This window comes from Nocardia sp. PE-7 (assembly GCF_030486425.1).
GTDB lineage: Bacteria > Actinomycetota > Actinomycetes > Mycobacteriales > Mycobacteriaceae > Nocardia > Nocardia salmonicida_A.
The window spans coordinates 2,276,549-2,302,446 of record NZ_CP129614.1 but is presented as its reverse complement, the minus strand read 5'-3'; the positions used below and the strand labels follow the sequence as shown (position 1 = coordinate 2,302,446).

The window sequence follows — 25,898 nt, the reverse complement described above, 5'->3', positions numbered from 1 at the left end:
CTGCTGGAGTGTTCTGTGAGGACATCGAAAGCAGGCGTCCAAGGAATGAACGGTAAGCAGAAGGGCAAGTCACGGATGAACTCGAAAGTGGTGGAAACGGCAGTCGACGCCGTCGCCGATATCGGCTCGGGGGCGACGGTGGCAGTCGGCGGGTTCGGGTTGTGCGGTGTCCCGGATGCGCTGATCGCGGCGATCGCCGAGGGCGCGGCCACCGACCTCGCCGTGTTCTCCAACAACTGCGGCGTCGACGACTACGGGCTGGGGATCTTGTTGTCGGCCGGGCGGATCGCACGGGTGACCGCCTCGTATGTGGGTGAGAACAAGGAGTTCGCACGCCGGTACCTCGGCGGAGAACTCGAGGTGGAACTGATCCCGCAGGGAACCCTCGCCGAACGCCTGCGGGCCGGCGGGGCAGGCATTCCCGCCTTCTACACCCCCGCCGGCGTCGGGACTCCGATCAGCGACGGCGGCCTCCCGTGGCGCTACGCACCCGACGGGTCGGTCGCGCTGGCCTCACCTCCGAAGGAAGTGCGCGAGTTCGGACAGCGCCGCTATGTCCTCGAGGAATCCATCGTCGCCGATTTCGCCCTCGTCCACGCCGCCGTCGGCGACACCGAGGGAAACCTGGTTTTCGACAAGTCGGCCCTGAACTTCAACCCGTTGGTCGGCATGGCAGGCCGGATCACCATCGCCCAGGTCGAACGGCTCGTCCCGGCCGGTGAACTCGACCCGGCACACGTTCACCTGCCAGGGGTGTTCGTCCAGCGCATCGTGCACACCGGCGCCCAGGACAAACGCATCGAGAAGCGCACCGTCCGACAGGAGGCCACCCGATGAGCTGGACACGCACAGAAATGGCCGCCCGCGCGGCGCGGGAACTCTCCCCCGGGGAGTACGTCAACCTCGGCATCGGTCTGCCCACCCTGATCCCGAATCACCTGCCCGACGGCGTAGCGGTGGTCCTGCACAGCGAGAACGGCATCCTCGGCACCGGCCCCTACCCCCACGACGCCGACGTCGACGCGGATCTGATCAACGCGGGCAAAGAGACCGTCACAGTCGAACCCGGTGCCTCGTTCTTCGACTCGGCGCTCTCGTTCGCCATGATCAGGGGCGGACACATCGACACCGCGGTGCTAGGCGGGATGCAGGTCTCGCGGAACGGTGATCTGGCGAACTGGATGGTGCCCGGCGCGATGGTCAAGGGCATGGGCGGCGCGATGGACCTCGTCCACGGCGCCCGCCGGGTGATCGTGCTGATGGAGCACACCACCCGCGACGGCGCACCCAAGATCGTCGAAACATGCACCCTGCCCCTCACCGGCCGAGCCGTCGTGCAGCGGGTGATCACCGACCTCGCTGTCCTCGACATCGCCGACGACCAGGTGATCCTGCGCGAGACCGCGCCCGGTGTCAGCGTCGAGCAGGTGCGCCGCGCCACCGGCACACCGCTGACGATCGGTACCCCCGCGCTCACGCCACAATTCTGAGCGGACTCTCGAGCAGTACCTTCAGGTTCGCCAGGAACTGGGCCGCCACCGCGCCGTCGATGGCGCGGTGGTCCGCGGACAGGGTCACGCGCAGGGTCTTGCGGGCAACCACCTTCTCGCCATCGAGGCGGAGCTCGTCGGCCGCCGCCCCGACCGCGAGGATCGCGGACTCGGGCGAGTTGATGACCGCGGTGAATTGCTCGATGCCGAACATGCCGAGGTTGGAGATGGTGAAGGTGCCGCCCGACATCTCCTCTGCGCGCAGCTTGCGATCGCGGGCGCGGGTCGCCTTGTCTCGGCTCTCGGTCGCGATCTCGGAAACGCTCTTGCGGTCCGCGTCCCGAATCACCGGAACGAGCAGCCCGGCCGGGGTCGCGACCGCGACACCGAGGTGTATTCCTTTGTGCCGCAACAGCTTGTCGCCCGCGAAGCTGACATTGACCGCGCCGTCCTTTCGCAGCGCGACGGCGACCGCCTTGACGAGCAGATCGTTCACACTGACCTTGCTCTCGCCCGCCGCGTCCAGCGTCGCGTTGATCTGTGCCCGGAAGGCGAACAACTCGGTGACGTCGATCGCGCTGGTCAGATAGAAGTGCGGCGCCTGCTGCTTGCTCTCGGTGAGCCGGATCGCGGAGACGCGCTGGATGTTCGTCAGCGCCACCTCCTCGAACTCCCCTGACGCCGGAACAGGTTGCACAGCAGTCACACTCGTCTCAGGTGACGACGTCGTGGCATCAGCGGGTTCGGCGGTCACGGCGCTGTGGGCCGCCTCCACGTCACGTCTGGTGATCCGCCCACCCGGACCGGTGCCGACGACAGCGTCGATATCGACTCGCATCTCGCGCGCGATCTTGCGGGCCAACGGCGAAGACTTGACCACCCCGGTCCGGCGCAGGCCGGCGTGCGCACCGGGCTGTGGCGCGGCGGCCGGGGTAATCGAGGGCGCCACCGCGGCACTTGTCGGATCCGCAGGTGCCGCAGTCGATGCGGTGCCGTCTCCGACGATGGCGATCGGTTCGCCGATCGGGACACGAACTCCCGGCTCGGCGAGGATCTTCTCGAGAACGCCGTCGTCGTAGGCCTCGAGCTCCATCAGGGCCTTGTCGGTCTCGATTTCGGCGACGATCTCGCCGCGGGTGATCTGGTCGCCGACCTGCTTGAGCCAGGCGGAGACGACGCCGTCCTCCATGGTGTCGGAGAGCCGGGGCATGACGATTTCGGGCATGATTGTGTCCGTCCTGTTCCTGGTTCTCAGCGCCGCCGGCCGACGGCCGCCAGGGTTTCGGTCACCGCTGTGTAGAGCGACTCCGCGGACGGCAAGGCCAGCTTCTCCAGCGGCTTGGCGTAGGGCAGCGGAACCTCGGCCATGGCGACGCGACGGACCGGCGCGTCGAGGTAGTCGAACGCACCGTCGGAGATGGACGCCGCGATCTCCGCGCCGATGCCGTAGGTGAGCCAGTCGTCCTCGCCGATCACCGCGCACCCGGTCTTGCGCACCGAGGCCACGATGGTGTCGCGGTCCAGCGGTCGCAGGCTGCGCAGGTCGATCACCTCCACCGAAATACCTTCGCCGGCAAGGCGTTGCGCGACCTCGGTCGCGACGGTGGCCATCCGCGAGTAGCCGATCAGCGTGATGTCGGTGCCCTCTCGGGTGACCGCCGCCTTGCCGATCTGGACAGGCGGAAGATCCTCGGGGACTTCGCCTTTGGTGTTGTACAGTGACAGGTTCTCCAGGAACAACACCGGATCGTCGTCGGAGATCGCCGCCTTGAGCAGCGCCCGCGCATCGGCGGGAGTGCTCGGCGCCACGACCTTCAGGCCGGGCACGAAGGCGTAGTACAGCTCGATATTCTGCGAATGCGTCGCCCCGAGTTGTTGGCCGCCGCCACCGGGAGTCCGGATCACCATGGGCACATTGGTCTGCCCGCCGAACATGCCGTAGATCTTCGCGGCGTGGTTGACGATCTGATCCAGCGCCAGCAGCGAGAAGTTGATCGTCATGATCTCCACGACCGGACGCAAACCGAGCATCGCGGCGCCGATCGCCGCACCGACGAACCCTTCCTCGGCGATGGGGGTGTCGCGCACCCGCTTCTCGCCGAACTCCGCGAGCAGACCGGCGGTGATCTTGTAGGAGCCTTCGAAGACGCCGATCTCCTCACCGATCAGAAATACATCGTCATCGCGGCGCATCTCTTCGCGCAGGGTTTCGCGCAGCGCTTCGCGATAGGTCATGACAGGCACAGTGGAAGTCCTCAGTGGGTGAAGAGCGGATCGGCGGGCAGACGGCGGGAATCGCCCGGCACGGGGGTGGCGTAGGTGTAGTCGAACAGGCTCGACGGCTCCGGGTGCGGGCTCGAATCGGCGAATTCGACGGCGGCGGCGACGCCGTCGGCCACCTCGCGGTCGACATCGGCCAGCGTCTGTTCGGTCAGCACGCCGGCGGCGAGCAGTCGCCGCTGCCACAGCTCGATCGGATCGTGCTCGCGTGCCGCGGCAACGGTATCGGTGCTGCGGTACTTGGCCGGGTCGACCACCGAGTGTCCCTTGAGTCGATAGCTCACCGCTTCGAGCAGCGCGGGTTTGCCGTCCCGGCGGGCGCCTTCGATGAGCTCGCTGGCCAGGTCGCGTACGGCCAGCACATCGGTGCCGTCGACCCGCTCGCCCCGCATGCGGTAGGCGGCGGCGCGCTTCCACAGATCCGGTTCCGCCGAGGACTTCTCGACCGTGGTGCCCATGCCGGTCTGGTTGTTGATCACCAGGAACACCACCGGCAGCCGCCACAGCGCCGCGATATTGAGCGACTCGTGGAACGCGCCGATGTTGGTGGTGCCCTCCCCCATCTGACACACCACGACATCGTCGCCGTCGCGGTAGTCGATGGCCAGCGCCGCACCGATCGCCAGGGGAACCTGTCCGCCCACGATGGCGTAGCCGCCCAGCAGCCGGGTCGCGGTGTCGTACATGTGCATCGAGCCGCCCCAGCCCTTCGAGGTGCCGGTGGTGCGGCCGTAGAGCTCAGCCATCACTCGACCGGGTTCGATGCCCTTGGCCAGCGCGTAGCCGTGTTCGCGATAGTTGGTGAACAGGTAGTCGGTGGGGCGCATCGCGGCGCCGAGGCCGACCACGGTGGCTTCTTCGCCGAGGTTGAGGTGGCAGTAGCCGCCGATCTTGGCCTGCTGGTAGCTCTGCGCGGTGCGCTCCTCGAAGCGGCGGATGAACAGCATGTCGCGGTAGAGACCGCGCAGAGTCTCGGGGTTCTCGGCCGCGACAGCGGGGTCGGCATCCGAAGCGGCCTCGGTCTGCTCGCGGGTGGGCTCGCTCCGCGTGGTGGTCGTGGTCATGGTCTAGCTCCTCAACGCTTGCGTGGCGCGATGTGCACCGGCAGTCCGAGTCCGGCCATGGCCGCCTCCATACCGATCTCGCCGAGTGTGGGGTGGGCGTGAATGGTGTCGGCCAGCTCGTCGAGCGTGGCTTCCAGCGAGATCGCGAGTGCGCCCTCGGCGATCAGATCGCTGGCGGACGGGCCGATGATGTGCACGCCGAGCACTTCCTGATGTGCCTGCCCCGCAACGATTTTGATGAATCCTTCGGTCTCGCCGAAGGTCTTGGCCCGCCCGAGTGCCGCGAACGGGAACTTGGCGGTGATCACCTCGTGTCCGGCGGCGCGGGCGGCTTCTTCGGTGAGACCGACGCTCGCGATCTCCGGGTGGGTGAACGTCGCGGCCGGGATGACCGTGTAGTCGATGTGGGCGTCGTGCCCGGCGATCACCTCGGCCGCGGTGATGCCCTGGTGGGAGGCGACGTGGGCGAGCAACGCCCGACCGGTCACGTCGCCGATGGCGTAGACGTGCTCGACTCCGGTCCGCAGTCGGTCGTCGACGTCGATGAAACCGCGTGCGTCCGTAGCGATTCCGGCGACATCGAGCCCGAGTTCGGCAGTGTTGGGGCGTCGCCCGACGCCGACGAGTACGACATCGGCGTCGAGTTCCTGTGCCGCCGGGCCGCCGACCGACGTCCGCAGCGCGTCACCTTCGGTGATCGCCGTGACGGTGGCGCCGGTCAGGACGGTGATGCCGCGCTTGCGAAACGATCGACCGAGCGTGTCGCCGATCTCCTTGTCCTCCAACGGAACCAGTCGGTCCTGCATCTCCACGACCGTGACCTGGCTGCCGAATGTGGCGAACAGGCTGGCCCATTCCGCCCCGACCGCGCTGCCGCCGATGATGACCAACCGTCGCGGCACCTCGGTCAGCCCGAACGCGCCGTCGGAGGTGACGACGCCGGGCAACTCCGCGCCCGGGATCGGCAGCTGCGCGGGCACCGAACCGGTCGCCACGATCACATCGCGCGCACTCACCCGGCGAATCGCCGTTCCCGCGGGCGCGGCGTAGCGAGGGCCACCGTCGAAGATCGGCGAGGCGCCGACCTCGTGCACCTCCACTACGGTCGGCTCGACGAACCGGGCGTGACCCTCGATCACCGTGACCCCGTTGGCCTTCAGCAGACCCGCCACACCGTCGGTCAGTTCTTTGACGATGGAGTCCTTGCGTTGCCGCACCGCGGCGAAGTCGTAGCGCACATTGTCGGCGTAGACCCCGAATTCAGCTGCGCTCGCCAGCGTTTGGAAGACCTCCGCCGAACGGAGCATCGCTTTGGTGGGGATACAACCCCAGTTCAGGCAGACACCACCGGGGCGCTCCTTCTCCACCACGCAGACCTTCAGGCCACGTTGGGCGGCACGGATGGCGGCTACATATCCGCCCGGTCCACCACCGATCACCAATAGATCGAATTCCGGCACTCGTGGTGCTCCTCAGCTCGACGATCGACCCGTCCACGGTCGTGGCTTGGATCATCTATCGAGTCTCAAGGTCCACAAATGCACAAACAATCTACCGACAGCCCAGAATTTCGGGCTCGAAATTGGGCGCATCGCCCAATCAGTCCTGGTGGTGGCCCATCTCCAGTGCGGCCAAGGCGAGGGAAAGCTCCAGGTAGGACCGCTGCCCTTCCAGTCGTCGACCCAGCAGGACGGAGATCCGCTGTAGCCGGTTGATCACGGTGTTGCGATGACAGTGCAGTCGCGGCGCGGCATTCGCCGCCGAACAGTTCTCCTCCAGCCAGATCGCCAGCGTGCGCAACAAGATCTGGCGCTCCTTCGTCGGCAGTTCCAGCACGGGGCCCAGGGTGCGAGCCACCATCAGTGCGGTCAGATCGGGCGAGCGCAGCAACAGCGCTTCGGGGTAGCGCTGCTCCAACGACACCACACCCCGCTCGGTGTCCGGCAAGGTCTCCAAGCCGAGCATCGCCAACGCATGGCCGGTCTCGATCTGCGCCAGGCCCTGCACCACGGGTGACGCCGCTGCTCGACCGCGGATCCGATTCCGTACCTGGTCCAGCACGGCGGAACCGTCGCGCTGCTCGAGCGAGACCAGTCCCACCACGGTCTCGACGCGATCGTGCCAGACCGACCTGATGCCCAGAGCCGCCAACGCGGCCTCGGTACCTATCTCCACGTTCGGGCGCTCTCCGCGCACCGCGACCACCAGGTACCCGCCGTGGGCGGGCAGGTTCAACTCACGCGCGGCCCGGGCGGCGAAGGTCGCGTCGCGGGCACTACCCGCCAGCAGATCCTCGATCAAGCCGTGGCGACGACGCTCGTCGCGGCGGACCTGCTCCAATTCGGTGCTGCGATAGGAGGTGACCAGCGCCGACGACATGCCGTCGATAGCCGACCAGGTGGCCACACCGATCCTGCGTACCTCGCCGGGCGGAAGTTCGCCTGCTCTGTCGAGCAGCGCCTCCCACACGATCTGACCGCCGAGCCGGAACGTCCGCAACATCACCTCCAGCGGCACACCCTGCGCCGCACGATTGCGGCCGATGGCAGCGGCGACATCATCGCGATCGGGAACGGTCACCTCACCGGCCACCCGGTCCAGCACCCTGGTCAAATAGCGGCAACACGCGGTGTGCAGGTCATCGCGGCTGACCGGCGAGTAGTCCGTCCATTCCGGGATATCGGTGAAGATCGCGGCGATCAGCTGCCGAGTCAGCACCGGGATATCGGTTCGGCACGCGGCCACCAGCCGCCTCGTACCCGACGAGGTCGGGGTGTGCTCGGTTCTCGCAGCCATAACGCCAGACGCTACGCCCGGCCGCGCCGCCGATCCCGCACGCTTACCGTGTAATCGAGGTTCGCCCGACACCGAAGGACACCGATGGGATTCGAGGACGAGGAGTTCGATTGTGACAGCCCACCATTGGCGATCTCACCCCACGACGCCCGCCGGTACTGGGGCGAGCACAGCCGCCACGATTGCGAGCTCGGCGCCGCCGCGCGGGAGGTCCTGACCGGATTCCGTGGCCTCCCATGGTCGAACGCGGCCTACCTCCACGGCCCCCGGGACTGGATGGACGCCTACCGACACCGAGGTCTGCCCACCGAGATCACCGCTGACGGGTCCGGCGTGGAGTTGGTCTGCGACGACACGGTCACGGCATTGCTCGTCCCCGCCGGACTCGCCGCCGCGACCTACGACCACAACGCGTTGGCTGTCCCCACGCTCGCCACGGCGCCACCGTATGTTCCGCTGCACCGGTGGGCGATGCTCACCAGGACCGCGCCCCTGTCCGACGAAGCCGGCGCAGTCCTCGCCGATCTCCACGTCACCGTCCTCGTGCCCGGCGATCGGCTACGGCTCCCCGCCGGCCCCGACAGCCGACTCGACCCACCGCACTACTGGCATGAATGGCCCCGACAGTCCCATCCGGGCAAGCCGGCCCTCGTTCTGCTTCTCCAAGTCGCCAACCTCCTGCTGCTCGGCAGCACGGCCGAGTGCCACCTGACGCCGATCAACGGCCGGCTCGAGGTCCGGCGCCACCGGTGACCACGCCCCGGTAGGAGGCGGCGTTCTGTCCGCGCGACAAATTCGAAGGACGAAATTCTCCGAATGATGCAGTGACACAACATATTCCCTGCGTCGATACTGGCTCCGGCCCGGGTTGCGGGATGGCACCGGCGCCGACCCCACCTGCCCGAGCCGCCGCGGTGGAGATCTCCGCCGCGCCGAAACGGCGCCGGAGTACACGTGCGGTGCCCGCCATGAAATGAGGGACAGTGCGAGTACTCGCGCGGATGGCTGTGGGTCGACCGAAAACCGTGGTCGCGGTGATCGCGCTGGTGCTCGTCCTCGCGGGCGCGGGCGGGGCCTCGCTGCAGCAGCGACTGTCCGGCGGCGGGTTCTGGAACGCGGACGCCGAATCCGCGCGCGCCGCTCGAGTACTGGCGGAGAAATACACCACCGGAACATCGAACGTCATTGTGCTGGTGGATGTCGCGGCCGCGTCGGGAACCGTCGATACGCCCTCGGTCACCGCCACCGGCCTGCGGCTGACCACCGAACTGGCCGCGGTGGCGGGCGTGCGTTCGGTGAGTTCGTACTGGTCCACCGGATCACCGGAGTTCCTGCGCGATGCCGATCGCGACAAGGCGCTGGTCGCCGTGGATGTTCCCGGTGACGAGATCGTGGTGGACGCGGTGGTGTCGCGACTGATCGACAGCTATCGGGATCGGGACTACGGCGAGTTCCACCTGCGCCTGGGTGGGGCCGCGGTGAGCTACCACGACGTGACCGAGCAACTCTCGCACGACATGAAAGTCACTGAGGCGGTGACGATTCCGATCCTGCTGGTGTTACTGGTGTTGGTCTTCGGCAGTCTGGTCGCCGCGGGACTGCCGCTGGTGCTCGGCCTGGTGTCGATCATCGGTACGCTCGGCATACTCCGATTGCTCACCGAGTTCACCCAGGTTTCCAGCTACGCGCTGAATCTGACCACCGTGCTCGGTCTCGGTCTGGGCATCGACTACAGCCTGTTCCTGGTGAGCCGATTCCGGGAGGAACGCCACGGTGGCCGCGACGTGCCGACCGCGGTCCGGGTGACGGTGACGACCGCAGGCCGGACCGTGCTGTTCTCCGCCGCGACGATCGTCATCGCGATGTCGGCGATGCTGCTGTTCCCGATGCCGTTCCTGCGTTCCCTGGCCGCGGCCTGCCTCTCGGTGACACTCCTGGCCGCGCTCGCCACCGTGACATTGCTGCCGGCCCTGCTGATGCTGTTCGGGCACCGCATCGACGCGCTCGACCTGCGCCGAGGACTCCGACGGCTGCGTGGTCGACCCGATCCGGCACCCCACCGGCCCGAAGACGGGTTCTGGTATCGCGCCGCGCGGCGAGTCACCGCGCGCCCCTGGGCATTCGGTGGTGCCGCGTTGCTGGTGGTGATCTTGCTCGGCGTGCCGTTCGCCGGGTTGAGATTGGGATTGACCGACGATCGGGCCTTGCCCGTGACGGTGGAGAGCCGCCAGGTCGGTGACGTCCTGCGCGCCGAGTTCCCCGCGACCGCGGCGGGCCGGTTCGACGTGATCGTCGACGGGCCGATCACCACGACCGAGCTGGCCGAGCTGACACAGCGCATACAACGCCTCGACCATGTCCGGCTGGTTCGTAGCGTGCCCGGGCCCGAGGGCGCGCACCTGACGGTGATCCCCGACCTGGACCCGTACTCGGGCGCCGCCGAAACCCTGCTCGACGACATCCGGCGGACGGACTCGCCCGCACCGCTGCTGGTCGGCGGCGCCACGGCCGAGAATGCCGATACCAAATCCGGCTTGGCGGGGCGACTTCCGTTGGTCGTCGCTCTCATCGTGGTCGCGATGCTCGTGCTGTTGTTCGCGTTCACCGGCAGCGTGGTGATCCCGCTGAAGGCGGTGCTGCTCAACACGTTGAGCCTGTCGGCGACATTCGGCGCGATGGTCTACATCTTCCAGGACGGACATCTGAAATGGCTGGTCGGCGATTTCACCGAGACCGGCTATCTGGCCGCCCCGGTGCCGGTGCTCGTCTTCTGCTTGGCCTTCGGGTTGTCGATGGACTACGAGGTATTCCTGTTGTCCCGAATCGCCGAGGAGCACCGCGCGCGGGGCGTGACCGCAGACGCCGTCGCCTACGGACTGGAGCGCACCGGCCGCATCGTCACCGCCGCGGCCGCGCTGATGGCGATTGTCTGTGTGGGACTAGCTTTTTCGGAGGTCGCCTTCACCAAGTTGATGGGCGTGGGGTTGACGCTGGCGGTGCTGATGGATGCCACGGTGGTCCGTGGCGTGTTGGTACCCGCCTTCATGCGCCTGCTGGGAGCCGCGAACTGGTGGGCACCGGCATTCCTGCGACGAGTCCACCGTCACATCGCGGTGCGTGAGAACTGACTCGTCGCCTCGCGAAGGTTTGGTTCCCGATGCAGTTTTTCGGGGTCGCATTCGTTTCGCGGAACCAATTATCCGGACAATTCGGCGTCCGGCCGGTTGGTTTTGCGCCTAAGTGACTTCCGTTACCGCACAACAACATTGGCTATCGGATAGCCCGAATGACACAGTGATCGGAGCGCCGTTTGGGCGCACGGACCACTCGTGAAATCGCCTGATCAGCCGGGCGAAGATCGCCACCGGACGAAATTCGGATCGCAGCAGCGTCGCGCGATCGAGCACATTTCAGCTCTTCACCTCAGGGGTACATCCATGTCCGTTTCCATGCGTTATCCGCTCACCGCCTATCAGCGCGACATCTGGACGATCGTGGAACATTTTCCCGGTCTGCCCAGCTATCTCTCGAACGTGGTCGGCCGCTTCTCGCTCGCCGTCGATGTCACCACGATGGTCGCCGCGATCGAGCGGACCTGGGCACGCAACGACGGCCTCCGGCTGCGGTACCGCGTCCTCGACGGTGTTCCCTACCAGGAACTCTCGACCGACCCGATGCCGCCGGTCCAGGTGATCGACGTCGGCGACGCCCCCGATCCGCGTGCCGAGGCGCAGCGTCGGATCGAGCTGCTCACCGGTTCGGCCATCGACCTCACCGGGGCGGTGCCCTTCCGGGCGCACGTCATCCGCGCCGGCGCGGAGTCCTCCTACCTCGTCTTGACCACCCACCACGTCGCCGCCGACGCGACCGGGCTGTTCCACATCGGCGCCCAGATTCTCACCGACTACGCCACGACGATGGCGGGGAATCCCATCGAGTTGCCGGGCTCGTCGTTTCTGGGGTGCCTGCCGTTCGAACGCGACTATCGGGCGAGCGATCAGTACCTTCTCGACCGCGACGCGGTGGTCGGCGGGCTGAACACCATCACCCCCGCGCTGTTCGACCGGCCCCGCGCCACCGATGGGCTGGCACCGGTCACGGCCTACGAGTTTCCCTTGGATCGCTTGCTGGTCAACCGAATTCGTGATGCAGGCCTGTCGCTGTACCCGTACTTCTGTGCGATGCTCGGCCTCTACCTGTCGCGGACTCTGCGCGCCGAGGAGGTCGCCATCGGCATCCCCTTCGGCAATCGCGGCAACCCCACCGAGCAGGCCACCATCGGCAACTTCGCCAACACGCTTCCGCTGCCCATCCGCACAGCAGGCCATCGCACCCTGCGCGACTTGGTGTCCACGGTGAAAGCCGATGTGCGCCGGATGAAGCAGCACGAGCGTTATCCGCTCGGCGATCTCATGGGCGAGTTGCGTCGCCTCGGCAACCCGGCGAGACAGCTGTTCGACGTGACGGTTGCCTATCCGCGCCTGCCCTCGGCCGCCGGTTTGATCGACGGGCTCGAGGAGGTGCAGCAACCCTCGCAGGGGTACAGCCCACTGGTCATGGCCTGGACGATCTCGGAGATCGATGACGACGGGCCGCTGCTGATCCGGCTCGATCACGCCGCCGACGTCTTCGATGTCGACTACCCGATCGAGTCCGTCGCCGCTCACCTGATCACGTTGCTGGAGGCGGGGATCGACGCCATCGACACCGATCCGTCGCTGCTGCCGATGGTGTCGGCGCCCGAGCACGACCTGCTGGTCGACCGCGCTCGCGCGACGGCGCGCGGCTACGACGACCAGACCACCGTCATCGCCCGGATCGCGGCCCAGGCCGAGCGCACGCCGGACGCGGTGGCGGTGCTCACCGCGGCCGGAACCACGATCACCTACCGCGCTCTCACCGAGCGTGCCGCCGCCCTGTCCGGCGTGCTCCGCGATTCCGGGGTCGAGGCGGGCGATCTGGTCGCGGTGCTGCTCGAGCGCGGTCCGGACATGCTCGTCGCGATCCTGGCCACCCTGCACGCCGGAGCCGCCTACGTCCCGATCGACCCCGGCTACCCCGCCGACCGGATCGCCTACCTGTTGGCCGATAGCGCCGCCGCAGTGGTGCTGACCGATGCCGAGCTGTCCAGCGAGGCAGTCGTGCTGTCACCGGAGAGCTGGTCGACGGACGCACCAGCACGGACTCCGGTTCCCACGGGTTCGGACCCGGCCTACGTGATCTACACCTCCGGCTCCACCGGTCGCCCCAAAGGCGTTGTGGTCGAGCATCATTCGGTGCTCAATCGCATCGGCTGGATGCAGCGGCGGTATCCGCTGAGCCCCACGGATGTGATCTTGCAGAAGACGCCGTCCTCGTTCGACGTGTCGGTGTGGGAGCTGTTCTGGTGGGCGGTCGAGGGCGCCCAGGTGGCGTTGCTGCGACCCGGTGGCGAGAAGGATCCCCGCGAGCTACTCGCCGCGGTCGCCGACTTCGGCGTCACGGTCATGCATTTCGTGCCGTCCATGCTGACGCCTTTCCTGGATCTGCTGGAGTCCGACCCGACCGCGGTGGCCAGGGCCGCCGGTCTGCGGACGGTGTTCTGCAGTGGTGAAGCGCTACTGCCCCACCAGGTCAACCGCTGGAATCAGACTTTCGCCGGGCTGGGCGCCACCGCGCCCCGGCTGGTCAACCTGTACGGCCCGACCGAGGCCACCGTGGACGTGTCCTACTACGACTGCCCCGTCGACCCGGCCCACACGGTGACCCGGGTGCCGATCGGCCGACCGATCGACAACACCCGCCTGTATGTGCTCGGCCCCGCCGACCAGCCCCAGCCGGTCGGCGTCGCGGGCGAATTGTGCATTGCCGGAGCCGGTCTGGCGCGCGGCTACCGCGACCGCCCGGAACTGACGGCGGAGAAGTTCGTCGCCGACCCCTTCCATCCGGGCGAGCGGATGTATCGCACCGGCGATCTGGCGCGCCGCCTGGCCGACGGAGAACTGGAGTATCTGGGCCGCATCGACCGGCAGGTGAAGATCCGCGGGAACCGGGTCGAGCTGGGCGAAGTCGAGAACGCGCTGGCCGCACTGCCCGGCATCACCGCTGCCACGGTCATCGATCGTCAGTCGCCCGAGCGCGCCACCTATCTGGCCGCCTATTGTGTGGCGGCGTCCGCACCCGAGCCCGCCGCGCTGCGTGCGGCCTTGGCCGAGACTTTGCCGGAGTTCATGATTCCGTCGCTGTTCGTTCGGGTCGACGCGATTCCGCTGACCCCGAGCGGGAAGGCCGACCGCGCCGCGCTCGCCGCGCTCACCGCCGAGAACCCGACCGTCGGGCACACCGCGCCCCGGACACCGGTCGAGGAACAGTTGGCGCTCATCTGGCGCGAGGTGCTCGACCGCGAGTCGGTGTCGGTGTTCGACAACTTCTACGACCTCGGTGGCGACTCGATCCTGCTGCTGCGCGTGCGAGCCAGGGCCGAGGCCAGGGGGCTGGTGATCAGCGCCCGTGACATCGCCGAATGCCCCACCATCGCCGAACTGGCCGAGCGAGCGGGCACCGGCGCTGTCGCCGCTGCGACTCTCGCGCCGTTCGAACTGGTGGCAGGCATCGACCGTGCCCGCTTACCGCACGTGGTGGACGCGTACCCGTTGACCAGGTTGCAGCTGGGCATGTTGTTCCACAGCCGCGAACGCGCCGAATCATCGCTCTACCACGATGTTTTCCGGTATTCGCTGCGGATGCCGTGGGACGATGCCGCCCTGCGCGCCGCACTGCGGCGATCGGTCGCCCGGCACCCGATGCTGCGCACCTCCTTCGAGCTCGCCGGCTACTCCGAGCCACTGCAGCTTGTGCACGCCCACCTCGATCCCCCACTGATGACCATCGACCTGCGCACAACCGACGCCGACGAGGCCGAGGCCTTGATTCGCGACCACGTCGAGCAACGACGCCTGCGCCGATACGTCTTCGAGCAACCGGGCCTGTTCGATCTCGCGGTATTCCGACTCGCCGACCGGATCGAACTGGTGCTCTCGTTCCACCACGCCATCCTCGACGGCTGGAGTGTGGCGACGCTGGTCTCGGAACTGCTGGCGGACTATCGGGGCACGGGCGACTTCCCCGCCGAACTCCCCTCCTTCGCCGAATACGTTCGTGCCGAGCGTGCTTCGCTGGACGATCCGGCCGACCGGGAATACTGGACAAGGGAACTCGAGGGCGCGGAGTCGATCCGGGTCCCCGGATCGCGTCCCCACGTTCCCGTCGACGCGACGCCTGCTGTGGGTCCGCCGCAGGCGCGTGTTTCGGTGTCGGTTCCGGTCGGCGCCGATCTGCTGGCCCGCGCCGACGCGGTGGCCGCCGCCGCGCATATCCCGGTCAAGGCGGTGCTGCTGGCCGCGCACTTGTGCACCGTGGGCCTGCTGTCGGGTCGCACGGATGTGACCACCGGCGTCGTCACCCACGGGCGGCCCGAGCGCATCGATGCCGAGCGCATGGCCGGGCTGTTCCTGAACACGATGCCGCTGCGGCTGGACTTCACCGGCCGTAGCGGGCGCGAGGTGCTGACAGGCGTCTTCGAGCGCGAGCGCAACAGCGCACAGCACAAGCGCTTTCCGCTCACCGACATCCAGCGGGAGACGGGCGTCGTCGTCGACACCGCGTTCAACTACGTGCACTTCCACGCCGCGGGCGCGGCCATGGACGTGCTGGACGTGACCCTGCTCGGCATCGACATTCGCGAGGACACCAATTTCGCCCTGCTGATCAACGCCATCCGAAACCCGCTCGACGCAACGCTGGCGCTGCGCGTCGACGGCGACCCCGCGTCCTACACCCGCGATCAACTGGTCGGCCTCGGCGAGACCTACCTGCGGGTCCTCGACCTGCTCACCGGCGATCCCTCGGCCACGGTGGACTTCGGCTCGCTGGGCCCTGTCCCACAACCACTGGTCGCCGCGCCCACGCCCGGCACGGTGATCGAACTGTTCGATGCCTGCGCGGCCCGCACACCCGATGCGGTCGCCGTCGAGTTCTGTGGCTGGACCATGACTTACGCGGAACTGCTGTCGATTGCCGACCGCATCGCGGCGAGCCTGGTGGCACGCGGAGCACGCCCGGGCGATCGCATCGCGATGGCACTGGACCGATCGCCCGAACTGATCGCGACGCTGCTCGGCATCGCCAAGGCGGGAGCGGCCTGCGTACCCCTCGATGTCAGCTATCCGCCCTCGCGTCTGCACGCGATGCTCGAACAGGCGCAGCCGTTCGCGGTGATCACCAGCGCGGGCCACGAAACTCTGGTGCCACCCCGGTATTCGCGACTCACCGTCGACGAACTGATCGCTTCGGACGTCACCGTCACGCTGCCGACGGGCGATCTCGACGCCACCGCGTATGTGTTGTTCACCTCCGGCTCCACCGGGACGCCGAAGGGCGTGGCCATGCCGCATCGCGCGCTGGCCAATCTGATCCGCTGGCAGCTCTCGGCCGCCGGCGGCTCTCTGCCCGTACCGGCGACAACACAATTCGCCCCGTTGTCGTTCGATGTGTCGTTCCAGGAGATCTATTCGACGCTGTGTGGCGGCGGTCGCCTCATCCTGCTCAGCGAGGAGCAACGCCGCGATCTGCCCGCGCTGGCGCGACTGCTGGCCAGCACCGGCGCCGAGCGGATCTTCCTGCCCTACGTGGCCCTGCAGCAGCTGGCCGAGGCCGCGATCCGGCTCGGCACGGCACCGGCCGGGCTGCGGGTGATCATCTCCTCCGGCGAACAGCTGCGCGTCACCGACGAGATCCGGGCGCTGTGCGCGGCAGGCACCGAGGTGGTACTGGAAAACCAGTACGGTCCCACCGAAACCCACGTCGCCACCCGATACACCATGACCGGCGACCCGGCGCTGTTCCCGGCGCTGCCACCCATCGGCACCGCTATCGACGGGGTGGAGATCCTCGTCCTCGACGACCGGTTGCGCCCGGTACCCGACGACGTGCCCGGCGAGATCTATCTCGGTGGAGCCGCCCTCGCCGACGGCTACGAGCACCGGCCCGACCTCACCGAGGCGGCCTTCGTGCCACACCCGTTCGCGCCGGGGAATCGGCTCTATCGCACCGGCGATATCGGTCGCAGGCTGCCCAGCGGTGCGGTGATCAGCGACGGCCGACGCGGCGGCCAGGTCAAGATTCGCGGGCATCGGGTGGAGCCGATGGAGGTAGAGCTGGCGCTGCACCGCGTCACCGCGGAATTGTCCGGCGTCAGCGAGGTCGCCGTCGTGGCGCACACCGCCGCGGGAAGTTCCAGCGCACAGACGCTGCTGGTGGCCTTCCTGGTCGGCTCCCGCGGCGATGCCGACGAATCGGCGATCGCTGCCGCGCTGCGGGAATGGCTGCCGGACTACATGATTCCCAGTCGCCTGGTCTGGCTCGACGCGATGCCGCTGACACCGAGCGGCAAGCGAGCCGACGCCGTCCTGGCCGGCATGGCACTGCCCGCCGCTACCTCGGCGGGTCGGGTTCGCCCGCGCACACCCGCCGAGTCGGGGCTGGCGGCACTGATGGCCGAAGCGCTCGGCCTGCCCGAGATCGGCGTGCACGACGACTTCTTCGCTCTCGGGGGTACCTCCCTCACCGCGATGCGGCTGATCGTGTCCATCGAACAGCGCTACGGGGTGTCCCTGCCGGTCTCCACCCTGGCCACCGGTCCCACGGTGGCCGCGCTGGCCGCGCAGCTCGACGAACGGGCCGAGGCGGGATTCGATCCGCTGGTGCCCCTGCGACCGGGCACCGGGACGCCACTGTTCCTCGTGCATCCGATCGGCGGAAATGTGCTCTGCTACCTCGAATTGAGCAGATACCTGCCCGATGACCAGCCGCTGTACGGCCTCCAGGCCGCGGGTCTGGAGACGGGAAGCACCCCGGCCGAGTCCATCGCGGAGATGGCGAGCAACTACATCGCCGCGCTGCGCCGCGTCCAACCGTCGGGGCCCTACCATCTGGGCGGCTGGTCACTGGGCGGGATGGTCGCCTTCGAAATGGCCCGCCAACTGGCCGAGGCCGGTCACGAGGTGGGCACGCTGGCGCTCATCGACACCATGACCGTGCGCCACGGTGACGGTATGCCGGTGCCCGAGCACGCGCTCTACGAGTTCTTCCTGTGGGAGTTGCTCTGGCTGGCGCGAGGCGCCGACACCGCCGTGATCGAGATACCGCAGGAACTCGACACCGACGACGCCGTCTTCGATTTCATCCTCGCCACCGCCGTCGAAGCAGGCGTGCTGCCGCCGACCGGATCCCGTGCGCTGGTCCGACGATTGTTCGAGGTGTTCGTGGCGGGGTGGCGAGCGATCGACGCCTACCGGCCGCAGGCTTACGACGGTGACATCACCCTGCTGCGCGCCGCACAGCCGCTGCCGCAGGTGCTGCGTCCCGCCCACGACCGGGCGGGCACCCTGCATCGCGATCCCACCAACGGCTGGGATGCCTACGCCACCGGGCATCTCGAGGTGATCGAGGTGCCGGGTGATCACCTGACGTTGATCCAGTCCCCTCATGTCGCCGAGGTAGCCGCCCGACTCACGCGATTGCTCGAACAAGCGGCGGCGACCGCATCATGACCCTGCCGAATCCCGCTACACAGCAAGGAAATTCAGTGAACTCTCCCGTGAAATCGGCACTGGTGGTCGGCGCAGGCATCGGCGGTCTCACGGCCGTCGCGGCCTTGCGCCGGGCCGGAATCGATGTCGTGCTGTGCGAGCGCGGCCCGGACCTGCGCGCGGCCGGTTTCGGCCTGTCGGTGCAGTCCAACGCCATGAACGCACTGCGCACGCTCGACCTGGGCATCGACGAGAAACTGCTGCGCGTCGGCGGACAGGCTCGATCGTTCACCTTCCGCCGACCCGACGGTTCGGACATGCGACGGGTCGACGTGACCGAGATCGACGCCGAATTGGGCGCTCCCGCAGTCGCACTCGCCCGCAAGGACCTCCACGACGTGCTGCTGGCTGCGTGCGGCGACGATCTGCGGGTCGAGCTCGGCGCCGAGGCGGTCGGCTTCACTGAGACCTCCGACGCGGTGCAGGTCGAATTCGCCGACGGTCGCACCCTCAGCGCCGATGTCCTCATCGGCGCCGACGGCATCAACTCCGCGATCCGCGCCCAGCTGCACGGCACCGAGGCCCCACGACCGGGCAAGTTCGTGTGCTGGCTGGCGCTGGTGCCGTTCGCGCACCCGGCGATCGAGCCGGGCGCCTCGATCCACTACTGGGGCAGGGGCATGCGCTTCGGCATCCACGACATCGGGCACGGCAATGTCTACTGGTGGGCCACCCTGACCACCACCGCCGAGCAGGCCGCCGACTGGCAGCACGGCAAGGACGATCTGCTGAGCAGATTCGCGGGCTGGGCACCGGAGATCGTCGACATCATCACCGCCACCCCGGAATCGGACATTCTCGCGCTGCCCGCGCAGGACCGGCCGCCGCTGACCGAGTGGGGCAGCGGTCGAGTGACCCTGCTCGGCGACGCCGCCCACCCGATGCTGCCCAGCCTCGGGCAAGGCGCGAACTCGGCGATCGAGGACGCGGTGGTGCTCGCGCACGCGCTGGCCACCCACGACGACGCCCGCACCGCGCTGCGGGTCTACGAACAGCGGCGGATTCCGCGCACCACGATGCTCGTCGACGGCTCCCGCAAGCTGGGCCGCCTCGAACAGACCCGCAATCGCGCACTGATCGTCGTTCGCGACGGCTTCATCGCCAAGGGCAACGAGGCGAAGCTGCAGGCCAGCCTGGCCGAACCGATGACCTGGCCCGGCCTGGGCGATCCAGAACCGGTCGCCGCGCTGCCCCGGCCGTTGTCCACCCTCGAACGCTGGCATTGGACCGTGGACCAGGTAGCGCCACTGCACATCGTGTCGCGGGTGCGCGTCACCGGCGATCTCGACGCCGACGCGGTCCGCACCGGGCTGTCCGCCCTGACTCGCCGGCATCCGATGCTGCACGCCGTAGTGCGCAGCGAAGACGGTCGTCGGCCACGCTTCGTTCCGATCGCGATGCGGCCGATTCCGTTGCGCGAGCTGACATCCGGGGACTGGACCGCCGAGTTCGACACCGAGTTGCGGACGCGATTCGACCCGGCGGCGCCGCTGCTGCGCGCCACCTTGATCACCGCCGCGCCCGGCGTCCACGACCTGGTGCTGACCTCCACCTACACCATCGCCGACGCGGTGACCGTGCTGTCGTTCGCCCGGCAGGTGCTCGAGCTCGCCGCCGAAGCAGGCGGCTGGATCGCCGAGGTGCCTGCGCCGCCTTCCCCGGAAGCCCTGTTCCCCCGGCCTTTCCGAGGTGGGCGGGGCAAGCTCGAGGCCATCGCCCGGCTCGCGGCTGACGGGTTGCGCGATCTGCGGGTCAAGCCGGTGCGGGTCAGCGCCGGTGCCGAAGTCCCACCCACGCAACGTTTCACCAAGCTGACCCGACGGGTAGTGGACGGGAGCCAGTACCGAGCGCTCCTCGCTGCCTGCGAGGAACACGACGTACCGCTGTCGAGTGTGGTCGCCGCCGCACTCGCCCGCGCGGCGGGAAACGACGCCGGTGCGCCGGAAGCCCACTTCCCGGTCGGTGTCTCGGTGCTGTTCCGTGAGCAACTCGATCGACCGCTCGATGCCACCCACACCGGCGCCTACCAGGCGATGATCGCGCTGCCGACACCGGCGGGACAGCCACTCTGGAAGACCGCCGCCGCATTCGCCACCGACTTCGCGAGTCGTATCGAACAGCGCCAACACCTGGCCAACCTGGGCGGAATCGGCTTCATGCTGCCCAAGACACCGGCACAACCGGAGAAGGTGGTGAACCTGCTGGACGCTCGCGGGCCGGGCAACCTGTGCCTGACCTTCGTCGACACCCGTGATTTTCCCACCCGCATCGGTGCGTGGGAGGTCTCCGGCGCCGAGGTCGTCTCCGGTATGTCGATCAGCGGTCTGATGATGCTGACCGTCGGCCACGGCACCGACGAATTGTCGTTGAACCTCGGCTACATCGAGGGACTGCTGTCGTCCGACCGCGCGGACGCGTTGATCGACACCCTCGTCGACGCACTGCTCAGCCTGGTTTCCACGCCGGAAGTCGCTGCTGTGCACTGAGTTCCGCGGCGAAAGCGATCGTGACCGGACCGGCTACGGCACTTCGGCATCGACACCGAAGTGCCGTAGCGGTGCGGATCGAGGCACATCGCCGGACGCGGCGTGGCGCCTAGACGGCCTGCACGGAGTCCCGTGAGATCCATGCGAGGAGTTCGTTCTCCACCTCGTCGCGGTTGATCTCGTTGAGGATCTCGTGGCGCGCGTCCGGGTAGACGCGGTAGGTGATGTCGGTGAGTCCGGCATCGCGATAGCGCTGGACCTGCAGATCACTCAGTCGCGCACCGGCATTGAGCGGGTCGCTGCCGCCGACCATGACATACAGCGGCAGATCCGTCCTGATGCCACGGGGCCGGGCGAGCCGTTCGTTGCCCAGCTTCGCCAGCAAGGCCATATTGACCGCATCGATTTCGAATCCACACCATGGGTGGGCCAGATACGCGTCGACCTGGGCTTCGTCGCGACTGAGCCAGTCGGCGGGGGTGCGGGTCGGTTGGAACCGACGGTTGAACAGGCCGAGCAGATCACCTTCGGCGGCGGCGATCTCGACGAACAATTCGTCTACCGCGGTGGTGCCGCACAGGACCGCGGCGTCGACCAGCGCGTCGTGATCGAGCAGGTACTGCTGCACGGCGAACGAGCCGAGGCTGTGCCCGAACAACAGCACCCGCCGCTCGGGATGGATCTCGCGCAGGATCGTGGTGAGCGCGCTCATGTCCTCGACGAGCAGATTCCAGCCGTTGTCGCCCAGGTCGCCCGGCGCTCCGGCCATGCTGTGACCGTGTCCGCGATGGTCGGCGGCGTAGACGGCGTAGCCCCGCGCTACCAGCCGTGCGGCGAGATGGCTGTAGCGCGCGCTGTGTTCGCCCATGCCGTGCGCGATCTGGACCACGCCGGTGACATCGTCGCCGGTGGGCAGCCAGGACCGGACGTGGATGGTCGTGCCGTCACTGCTGAGATAGCTGAACATGAATCACTCCTCTGTGATGTGCTGGCTGATGGCGCGTTTGAGAATCTTGCCGGTCGGCCCGGTCGGCAGGGCGTCGAGAAGCCACACCTGCCGCGGGTACTTGTAGGCGGCGACCCGGTCGCGGACGAATTCCTGGATCTGCTCGCCGGTGGTGGTCGCGCCGACGCGCAGGGCGACGGCGGCCACGATCTCCTCGCCCAGATGCGCGTCGGCGATCCCGATGACGGCGGCCTGGGTGATCTCGGGGTGCTCGTAGAGCACCTCCTCGATCTCGCGGGGGTACACGTTGTAGCCGCCGCGGATGATCATGTCCTTCTTGCGGTCGACGATGTAGAGGTAGCCGTCCTCGTCGCGGCGGGCTAGGTCACCGGTGCGAAACCAGCCGTCGGGGATCGCCGCGGTGGTGTCGGCGGGACGGCGCCAGTACCCCAGCATCACGTTGGGGCCACGCACCGCGATCTCGCCGATTCCGTCGATGCTGTCGACGAGTTCGACCTCGACGTCACGGATCGGCGTGCCGATCGAGCCCGGTTTGCGTGGCCTGCCCGCGTGGTTGAACGCGACCACCGGACTCGTCTCCGACAACCCGTATCCTTCGAGAATCACGCAGCTGAAACGCTTTTCGAAGCCGTGCAACAGCTCCACCGGCAGCGAGGCGCCGCCGCAGACGCAGCGGCGCAAGGTCGAGACATCGGCTTCGGCGGCGCCCGGTGCGTACAGCAGCGCCGAATACATCGTCGGCACACCGGCGAACACGGTGACGCCATCGCGCGCGATCGCCTCGAAGACCGCCGCGGGCTCGAAACGCGGCACCAGGGTCAGGCACGCGCCGCTACGGATCGCCGCGTTCATGGCGCAGGTCTGGCCGAAGGTGTGGAACAGCGGCAGACACCCCAGGATCACGTCGTCGGTGCCGATATCGAGCACGGTCGTGGCATAGATGTCGGCGTTGTGGACCAACCCGGCGTGCGACAGCGCGGCACCTTTGGGCGTGCCGGTGGTGCCGGAGGTGTAGAGGATGACGGCCGGTTCCTCGGCACTGATCGAGTGATCGGCACGGCGGGGGTGGTGTCCGGCGAGCAGTTCGGTCAGGAGGTCGGCGTCGATCGTGAGCGCTTCCGTCCCGGTCTCCCGCGCACCATGCGGACCCTCGCCGGGTCCGTCGACCCAGTCGAACAGCAGCACCGCCCCCGAATCCCGCAGGTAATAGGCGACTTCGCGCGATTTGAGCAGCGGGTTCATCGGCACGACCACCGCACCGGCGCGCAGGATGCCGTAGTACAGCACGACGAATTCCGGCACGTTCGGCAGCATCAGCGCCACCCGGTCCCCCGGTTCGATTCCACGGTCGTGCAGGAACGCGGCAACCCGCGCGGTGCACTCCTCGAGCTCGTCGTAGCTCAGCACGGTGGTGTCCGAGCGAAGCGCGGGCCGATTCGGGTGGCGCAGCGCGGAGTGCAGCAGGTTCTCGCTCAGAGCGGGCATCGGCAGATCCTCGGGACGATAGCGGTCGACAACGCGGAAATCGTCGCACCGCTGTGACGCCGATCCCATGGATCGCCGGACAACATCGCCGTGAGAGCATTGTCCCCAGGGACAATCACACCCCCGGTAAGCTGCGGAAATGGTTCGAAAATCGCCGCCAGGACCGATCGCCGATGTCGCCGCCGCACTGCTCGCGCGCATCGACGATCTCGGGCTCCAACTGGCCGAGCGCTTCATCGATGAACTCGAGACCTACCGCAACGAGAATCAGGTGCCGTTCGACACGATCCGCACCTCCTGCACCCGCAATCTGACGCTGATGGTCCAGCACTTCACCACCGCCGAACCGGTGGATCCCGAGCCGCCGAAAGAGACCGGCAGGTTGCGCGCCCAGCAGGGCGTGCCGCTGGCCGAGACCCTGCATGCCTTCCGGATCGGATTCGAATTCCTGTGGTCGGAACTGGTCGCCGAGGCCAGACGTCATCCGGCGGTCACCGACGCGGTGCTGGTCGACCTGGCGGCCGAGGTGTGGGCGTTGGCGGGCGAGTACTCCGTCGCGGTCGCGGCCGCCTACCGGGAGATGAGTTCGGAGCTCGTGCTGCAGCGTGAACACGAGCGGTCGGTGCTGGTCGAGGCGTTGTTCACCGGCGTCATCGCCGATCCGACCACGCTCGGTGAGGCCACGCGCGTCCTCGGGTTGCCGCCGCGTGGGCGCTACGTGGTGGTCGCCGCCGAGGTCGGCGTCGCGGGCCGGGAGGCGCTGCCCGGCATCGAGACCACATTGCGCCGTGCCCAGATCATCTCCGCCTGGCGGCTCCGGCCGGATCAGCAGATCGGCGTTCTCGCGCTCCCGGCGAATCGGGAGTCCGCCACGCTGGCCGCGCTGCGCAAGTACCAGGCGCGTATCGGTATGAGCCCACCGTACGAGTCGCTCACCGACACCCCGCAGGCGCTGCATTTCGCCCGGCTGGCGGTGGTCGGTCTCGGCGATCGTGCCGCCGGTGTCGCTCGATTCGACGACAATCCGCTGGGCATGGTGGTCGCCGCCGCGCCACTGGAGGCGGCGCACATGGTCGACATGCGCCTGCGCGAGTTACTGGCCCTCCCCCACGACGACCGCCTCCGCCTGTTGGAAACCCTCGAAACCTGGTTCGCCGCAGGCGGTTCCGCAGCGGCCACCGGCGAACGCCTCTATCTGCACGCGAATACGGTGCGCTATCGCCTTCGCCATATCGAGAAACTCACCGGCCGCTCCCTCACCGATCCCGCCGCGGTGCGCGATCTCGGTGCGGCACTGCAGGCGTGGAAGGTTCTGGCCACGGTGCGCGCGGATCCGAGCAGCTGACTGCTCAGGGAACCGCCGGCGGTCGCTCGGGGACCAGCAGGGTACTGATCACCGTGCCGATGCCGACGGCGTTGTTCTGGTTCGAGTTGGAAGTCGGTCCCAGGGTGGCGTAGACGACGACGGTCGTCTCGGTTTTCGTGTCGTAGAAGGCGACGCCGTCGTAGCCGCCGTAGGACGGGTTCATGAACAGCCAGTCGGCGAGATGGACAACGCCGAAGGCGAAGTATTTTTCCGTGGTGAAGGGTCCGAGGCCCGCGGTCGAGGGGCCCATCATCTGCTGGAACTGCTCGGGGGTGAGTCGTTCGCCCGTGCCGAGGGCGCGAACCCAGCGGCCGACGTCGGCGACGGTGGAGTTCATGTTGCCGCTGTGTAGGAAGGCGGTGGGGTTCCAGAAGGTGGAGTCTTCGAAGAAGTTTCGTTCGTTGGTGTAGCCGTGCAGGATCGGTTCGTCGATCTGCGGATTGAGCACTACGGTGCTGGCGTGCATCCCCAACGGGATGGTGATGTGTTCGGCGATCAGCTCGCCCAGCGGCTTGCCTGCCGCCTTCTGCAGGACTTCGCCGAGCACGACCAGATCGCTGTGGGCGTAGGCGAAGCTGGTACCCGGCTCGAACAGTGGTGGGCGGGCGTTGGCGCGCTCGAGCAATTGCGGTGCGGTCCATTCGCGGATCGGGTTCTCACCGAAGATCTTCAGGAACTCCGGTTCGGTCACGTAGTCGGAGATCCCGGAGGTGCTGTCGGCGAGCATCCGCGGGGTGATCTTGTCGGCGCGCGGAAAATCGGGCAGCCAGCGAGCGATGGGTTCGTCGAGTTTCAGCACGCCCTGTCCGTCGAGTCGCCACAGGACCGTGGACAGCATGGGTTCCATCGGCTGGCCCACCCGCAAGCGCATATCCGTGGTCGCGGGCACCCCGAGCGGTGATCCGCCCAGCGCCCCGAGAGCGATCCGATCCTCGCCGCGCCATGCGCCGTAAACCACGGAACTGAGGTCGAGTTCGCGCATCTTGGCGCCCACGATATCGGCGATCTTCGCCGCTTCGGCACTGTCGACCGGCGAAGAGTCGTCGGACTTCTCCTGTGCGGTACAGCCGCCCGCGGCGATGGCGAGCACAACCGCGAGCACCGCACCTGCTCTGCGGCATCGGCGATGCCCGGGCGACTTGCTCATGACAGAGATCCCTTCGTCGAGGAACGCTCACAATCAGCAGCGATGCCGAATCTACGCCTCCACGGAGCACAACCGGCTCAGACTCGCGAGCTGTCCGAAGCCGCCGACGCCGGAGTACGGCGCGTTCTCAGCCCACCTCGTCATCCCGGAAATGCGCGGCCGGGACGACGCGGTGGTTCGCCACAGAGA

At 67.9% G+C, this 25,898-nt stretch carries 15 protein-coding genes; 7 read left to right on the top strand and 8 right to left on the bottom strand.

All coding sequences use genetic code 11. The features are described from left to right. Nucleotides 1–75: 75 nt before the first annotated feature. Both QX204_RS10750 and QX204_RS10745 read left to right on the top strand, forming a co-directional pair. The gene (locus QX204_RS10750) at nucleotides 76–837 is read left to right on the top strand and encodes a CoA transferase subunit A (RefSeq protein ID WP_301907965.1); all 762 of its coding nucleotides are present in this window, start codon (nucleotides 76–78) and stop codon (nucleotides 835–837) included. Then, entirely contained in the window at nucleotides 834–1,490 is a 657-nt protein-coding gene (locus QX204_RS10745) for a CoA transferase subunit B (protein ID WP_301906513.1), read from the top strand. Before QX204_RS10750 ends, QX204_RS10745 begins: the two co-directional genes overlap by 4 nt. Here the strand turns inward: QX204_RS10745 and QX204_RS10740 are convergent. The 5 genes from QX204_RS10740 to QX204_RS10720 all read right to left on the bottom strand — a co-directional run bounded on the left by QX204_RS10740 (nucleotide 1,474) and on the right by QX204_RS10720 (nucleotide 7,630). Further along, nucleotides 1,474–2,715, bottom strand: a complete 1,242-nt coding sequence (locus QX204_RS10740; RefSeq protein WP_301906512.1) for a dihydrolipoamide acetyltransferase family protein — start codon at nucleotides 2,713–2,715, stop codon at nucleotides 1,474–1,476. The two genes, QX204_RS10745 and QX204_RS10740, sit on opposite strands and share 17 nt — an antisense overlap. 26 nt (nucleotides 2,716–2,741) lie before the next feature. Then, the gene (locus QX204_RS10735; protein WP_301906511.1) at nucleotides 2,742–3,725 is read right to left on the bottom strand and encodes an alpha-ketoacid dehydrogenase subunit beta; all 984 of its coding nucleotides are present in this window, start codon (nucleotides 3,723–3,725) and stop codon (nucleotides 2,742–2,744) included. Between the two features lie 20 nt (nucleotides 3,726–3,745). Then, a complete protein-coding gene (pdhA, locus tag QX204_RS10730; protein WP_301906510.1) occupies nucleotides 3,746–4,834 on the bottom strand; it encodes a pyruvate dehydrogenase (acetyl-transferring) E1 component subunit alpha in 1,089 nt (362 codons plus the stop codon). 11 nt (nucleotides 4,835–4,845) lie between these two features. Next, nucleotides 4,846–6,294, bottom strand: a complete 1,449-nt coding sequence (gene lpdA / locus QX204_RS10725; protein ID WP_301906509.1) for a dihydrolipoyl dehydrogenase — start codon at nucleotides 6,292–6,294, stop codon at nucleotides 4,846–4,848. A gap of 139 nt (nucleotides 6,295–6,433) precedes the next feature. Continuing rightward, a complete protein-coding gene (locus QX204_RS10720) occupies nucleotides 6,434–7,630 on the bottom strand; it encodes a PucR family transcriptional regulator (protein WP_301906508.1) in 1,197 nt (398 codons plus the stop codon). Nucleotides 7,631–7,714: 84 nt separating this feature from the next. On the opposite strand from QX204_RS10720, the gene QX204_RS10715 reads away from it, so the two are divergent. The 4 genes from QX204_RS10715 to QX204_RS10700 all read left to right on the top strand — a co-directional run bounded on the left by QX204_RS10715 (nucleotide 7,715) and on the right by QX204_RS10700 (nucleotide 20,744). Then, entirely contained in the window at nucleotides 7,715–8,383 is a 669-nt protein-coding gene (locus tag QX204_RS10715; protein ID WP_301906507.1) for a hypothetical protein, read from the top strand. A gap of 254 nt (nucleotides 8,384–8,637) precedes the next feature. After that, nucleotides 8,638–10,758, top strand: coding sequence for an MMPL family transporter (locus tag QX204_RS10710; RefSeq protein ID WP_301906506.1), 2,121 nt, complete (start codon nucleotides 8,638–8,640; stop codon nucleotides 10,756–10,758). A gap of 309 nt (nucleotides 10,759–11,067) precedes the next feature. Next, nucleotides 11,068–18,219 (top strand): non-ribosomal peptide synthetase, encoded by a 7,152-nt coding sequence (locus QX204_RS10705; RefSeq protein ID WP_301906505.1) that lies wholly within the window; start codon nucleotides 11,068–11,070, stop codon nucleotides 18,217–18,219. A 35-nt stretch (nucleotides 18,220–18,254) separates the two neighbouring features. Then, nucleotides 18,255–20,744, top strand: coding sequence for an FAD-dependent monooxygenase (locus tag QX204_RS10700; protein WP_301906504.1), 2,490 nt, complete (start codon nucleotides 18,255–18,257; stop codon nucleotides 20,742–20,744). Between the two features lie 109 nt (nucleotides 20,745–20,853). Here the strand turns inward: QX204_RS10700 and QX204_RS10695 are convergent, their stop codons facing one another. Further along, nucleotides 20,854–21,711 carry an alpha/beta hydrolase gene (locus tag QX204_RS10695; protein ID WP_301906503.1) on the bottom strand — a complete coding sequence of 286 codons (858 nt, stop codon included), beginning with the start codon at nucleotides 21,709–21,711 and terminating at the stop codon, nucleotides 20,854–20,856. A gap of 3 nt (nucleotides 21,712–21,714) precedes the next feature. Further along, the gene (locus QX204_RS10690; protein WP_301906502.1) at nucleotides 21,715–23,196 is read right to left on the bottom strand and encodes a long-chain-fatty-acid--CoA ligase; all 1,482 of its coding nucleotides are present in this window, start codon (nucleotides 23,194–23,196) and stop codon (nucleotides 21,715–21,717) included. 139 nt (nucleotides 23,197–23,335) lie between these two features. Between QX204_RS10690 and QX204_RS10685 the strand changes: the two genes are divergently transcribed. Further along, a complete protein-coding gene (locus QX204_RS10685) occupies nucleotides 23,336–24,541 on the top strand; it encodes a PucR family transcriptional regulator (protein WP_301906501.1) in 1,206 nt (401 codons plus the stop codon). A gap of 4 nt (nucleotides 24,542–24,545) precedes the next feature. Here the strand turns inward: QX204_RS10685 and QX204_RS10680 are convergent, their stop codons facing one another. Continuing rightward, nucleotides 24,546–25,709, bottom strand: a complete 1,164-nt coding sequence (locus QX204_RS10680) for a serine hydrolase domain-containing protein (RefSeq protein WP_301906500.1) — start codon at nucleotides 25,707–25,709, stop codon at nucleotides 24,546–24,548. Between the last annotated feature and the right edge of the window lie 189 nt (nucleotides 25,710–25,898).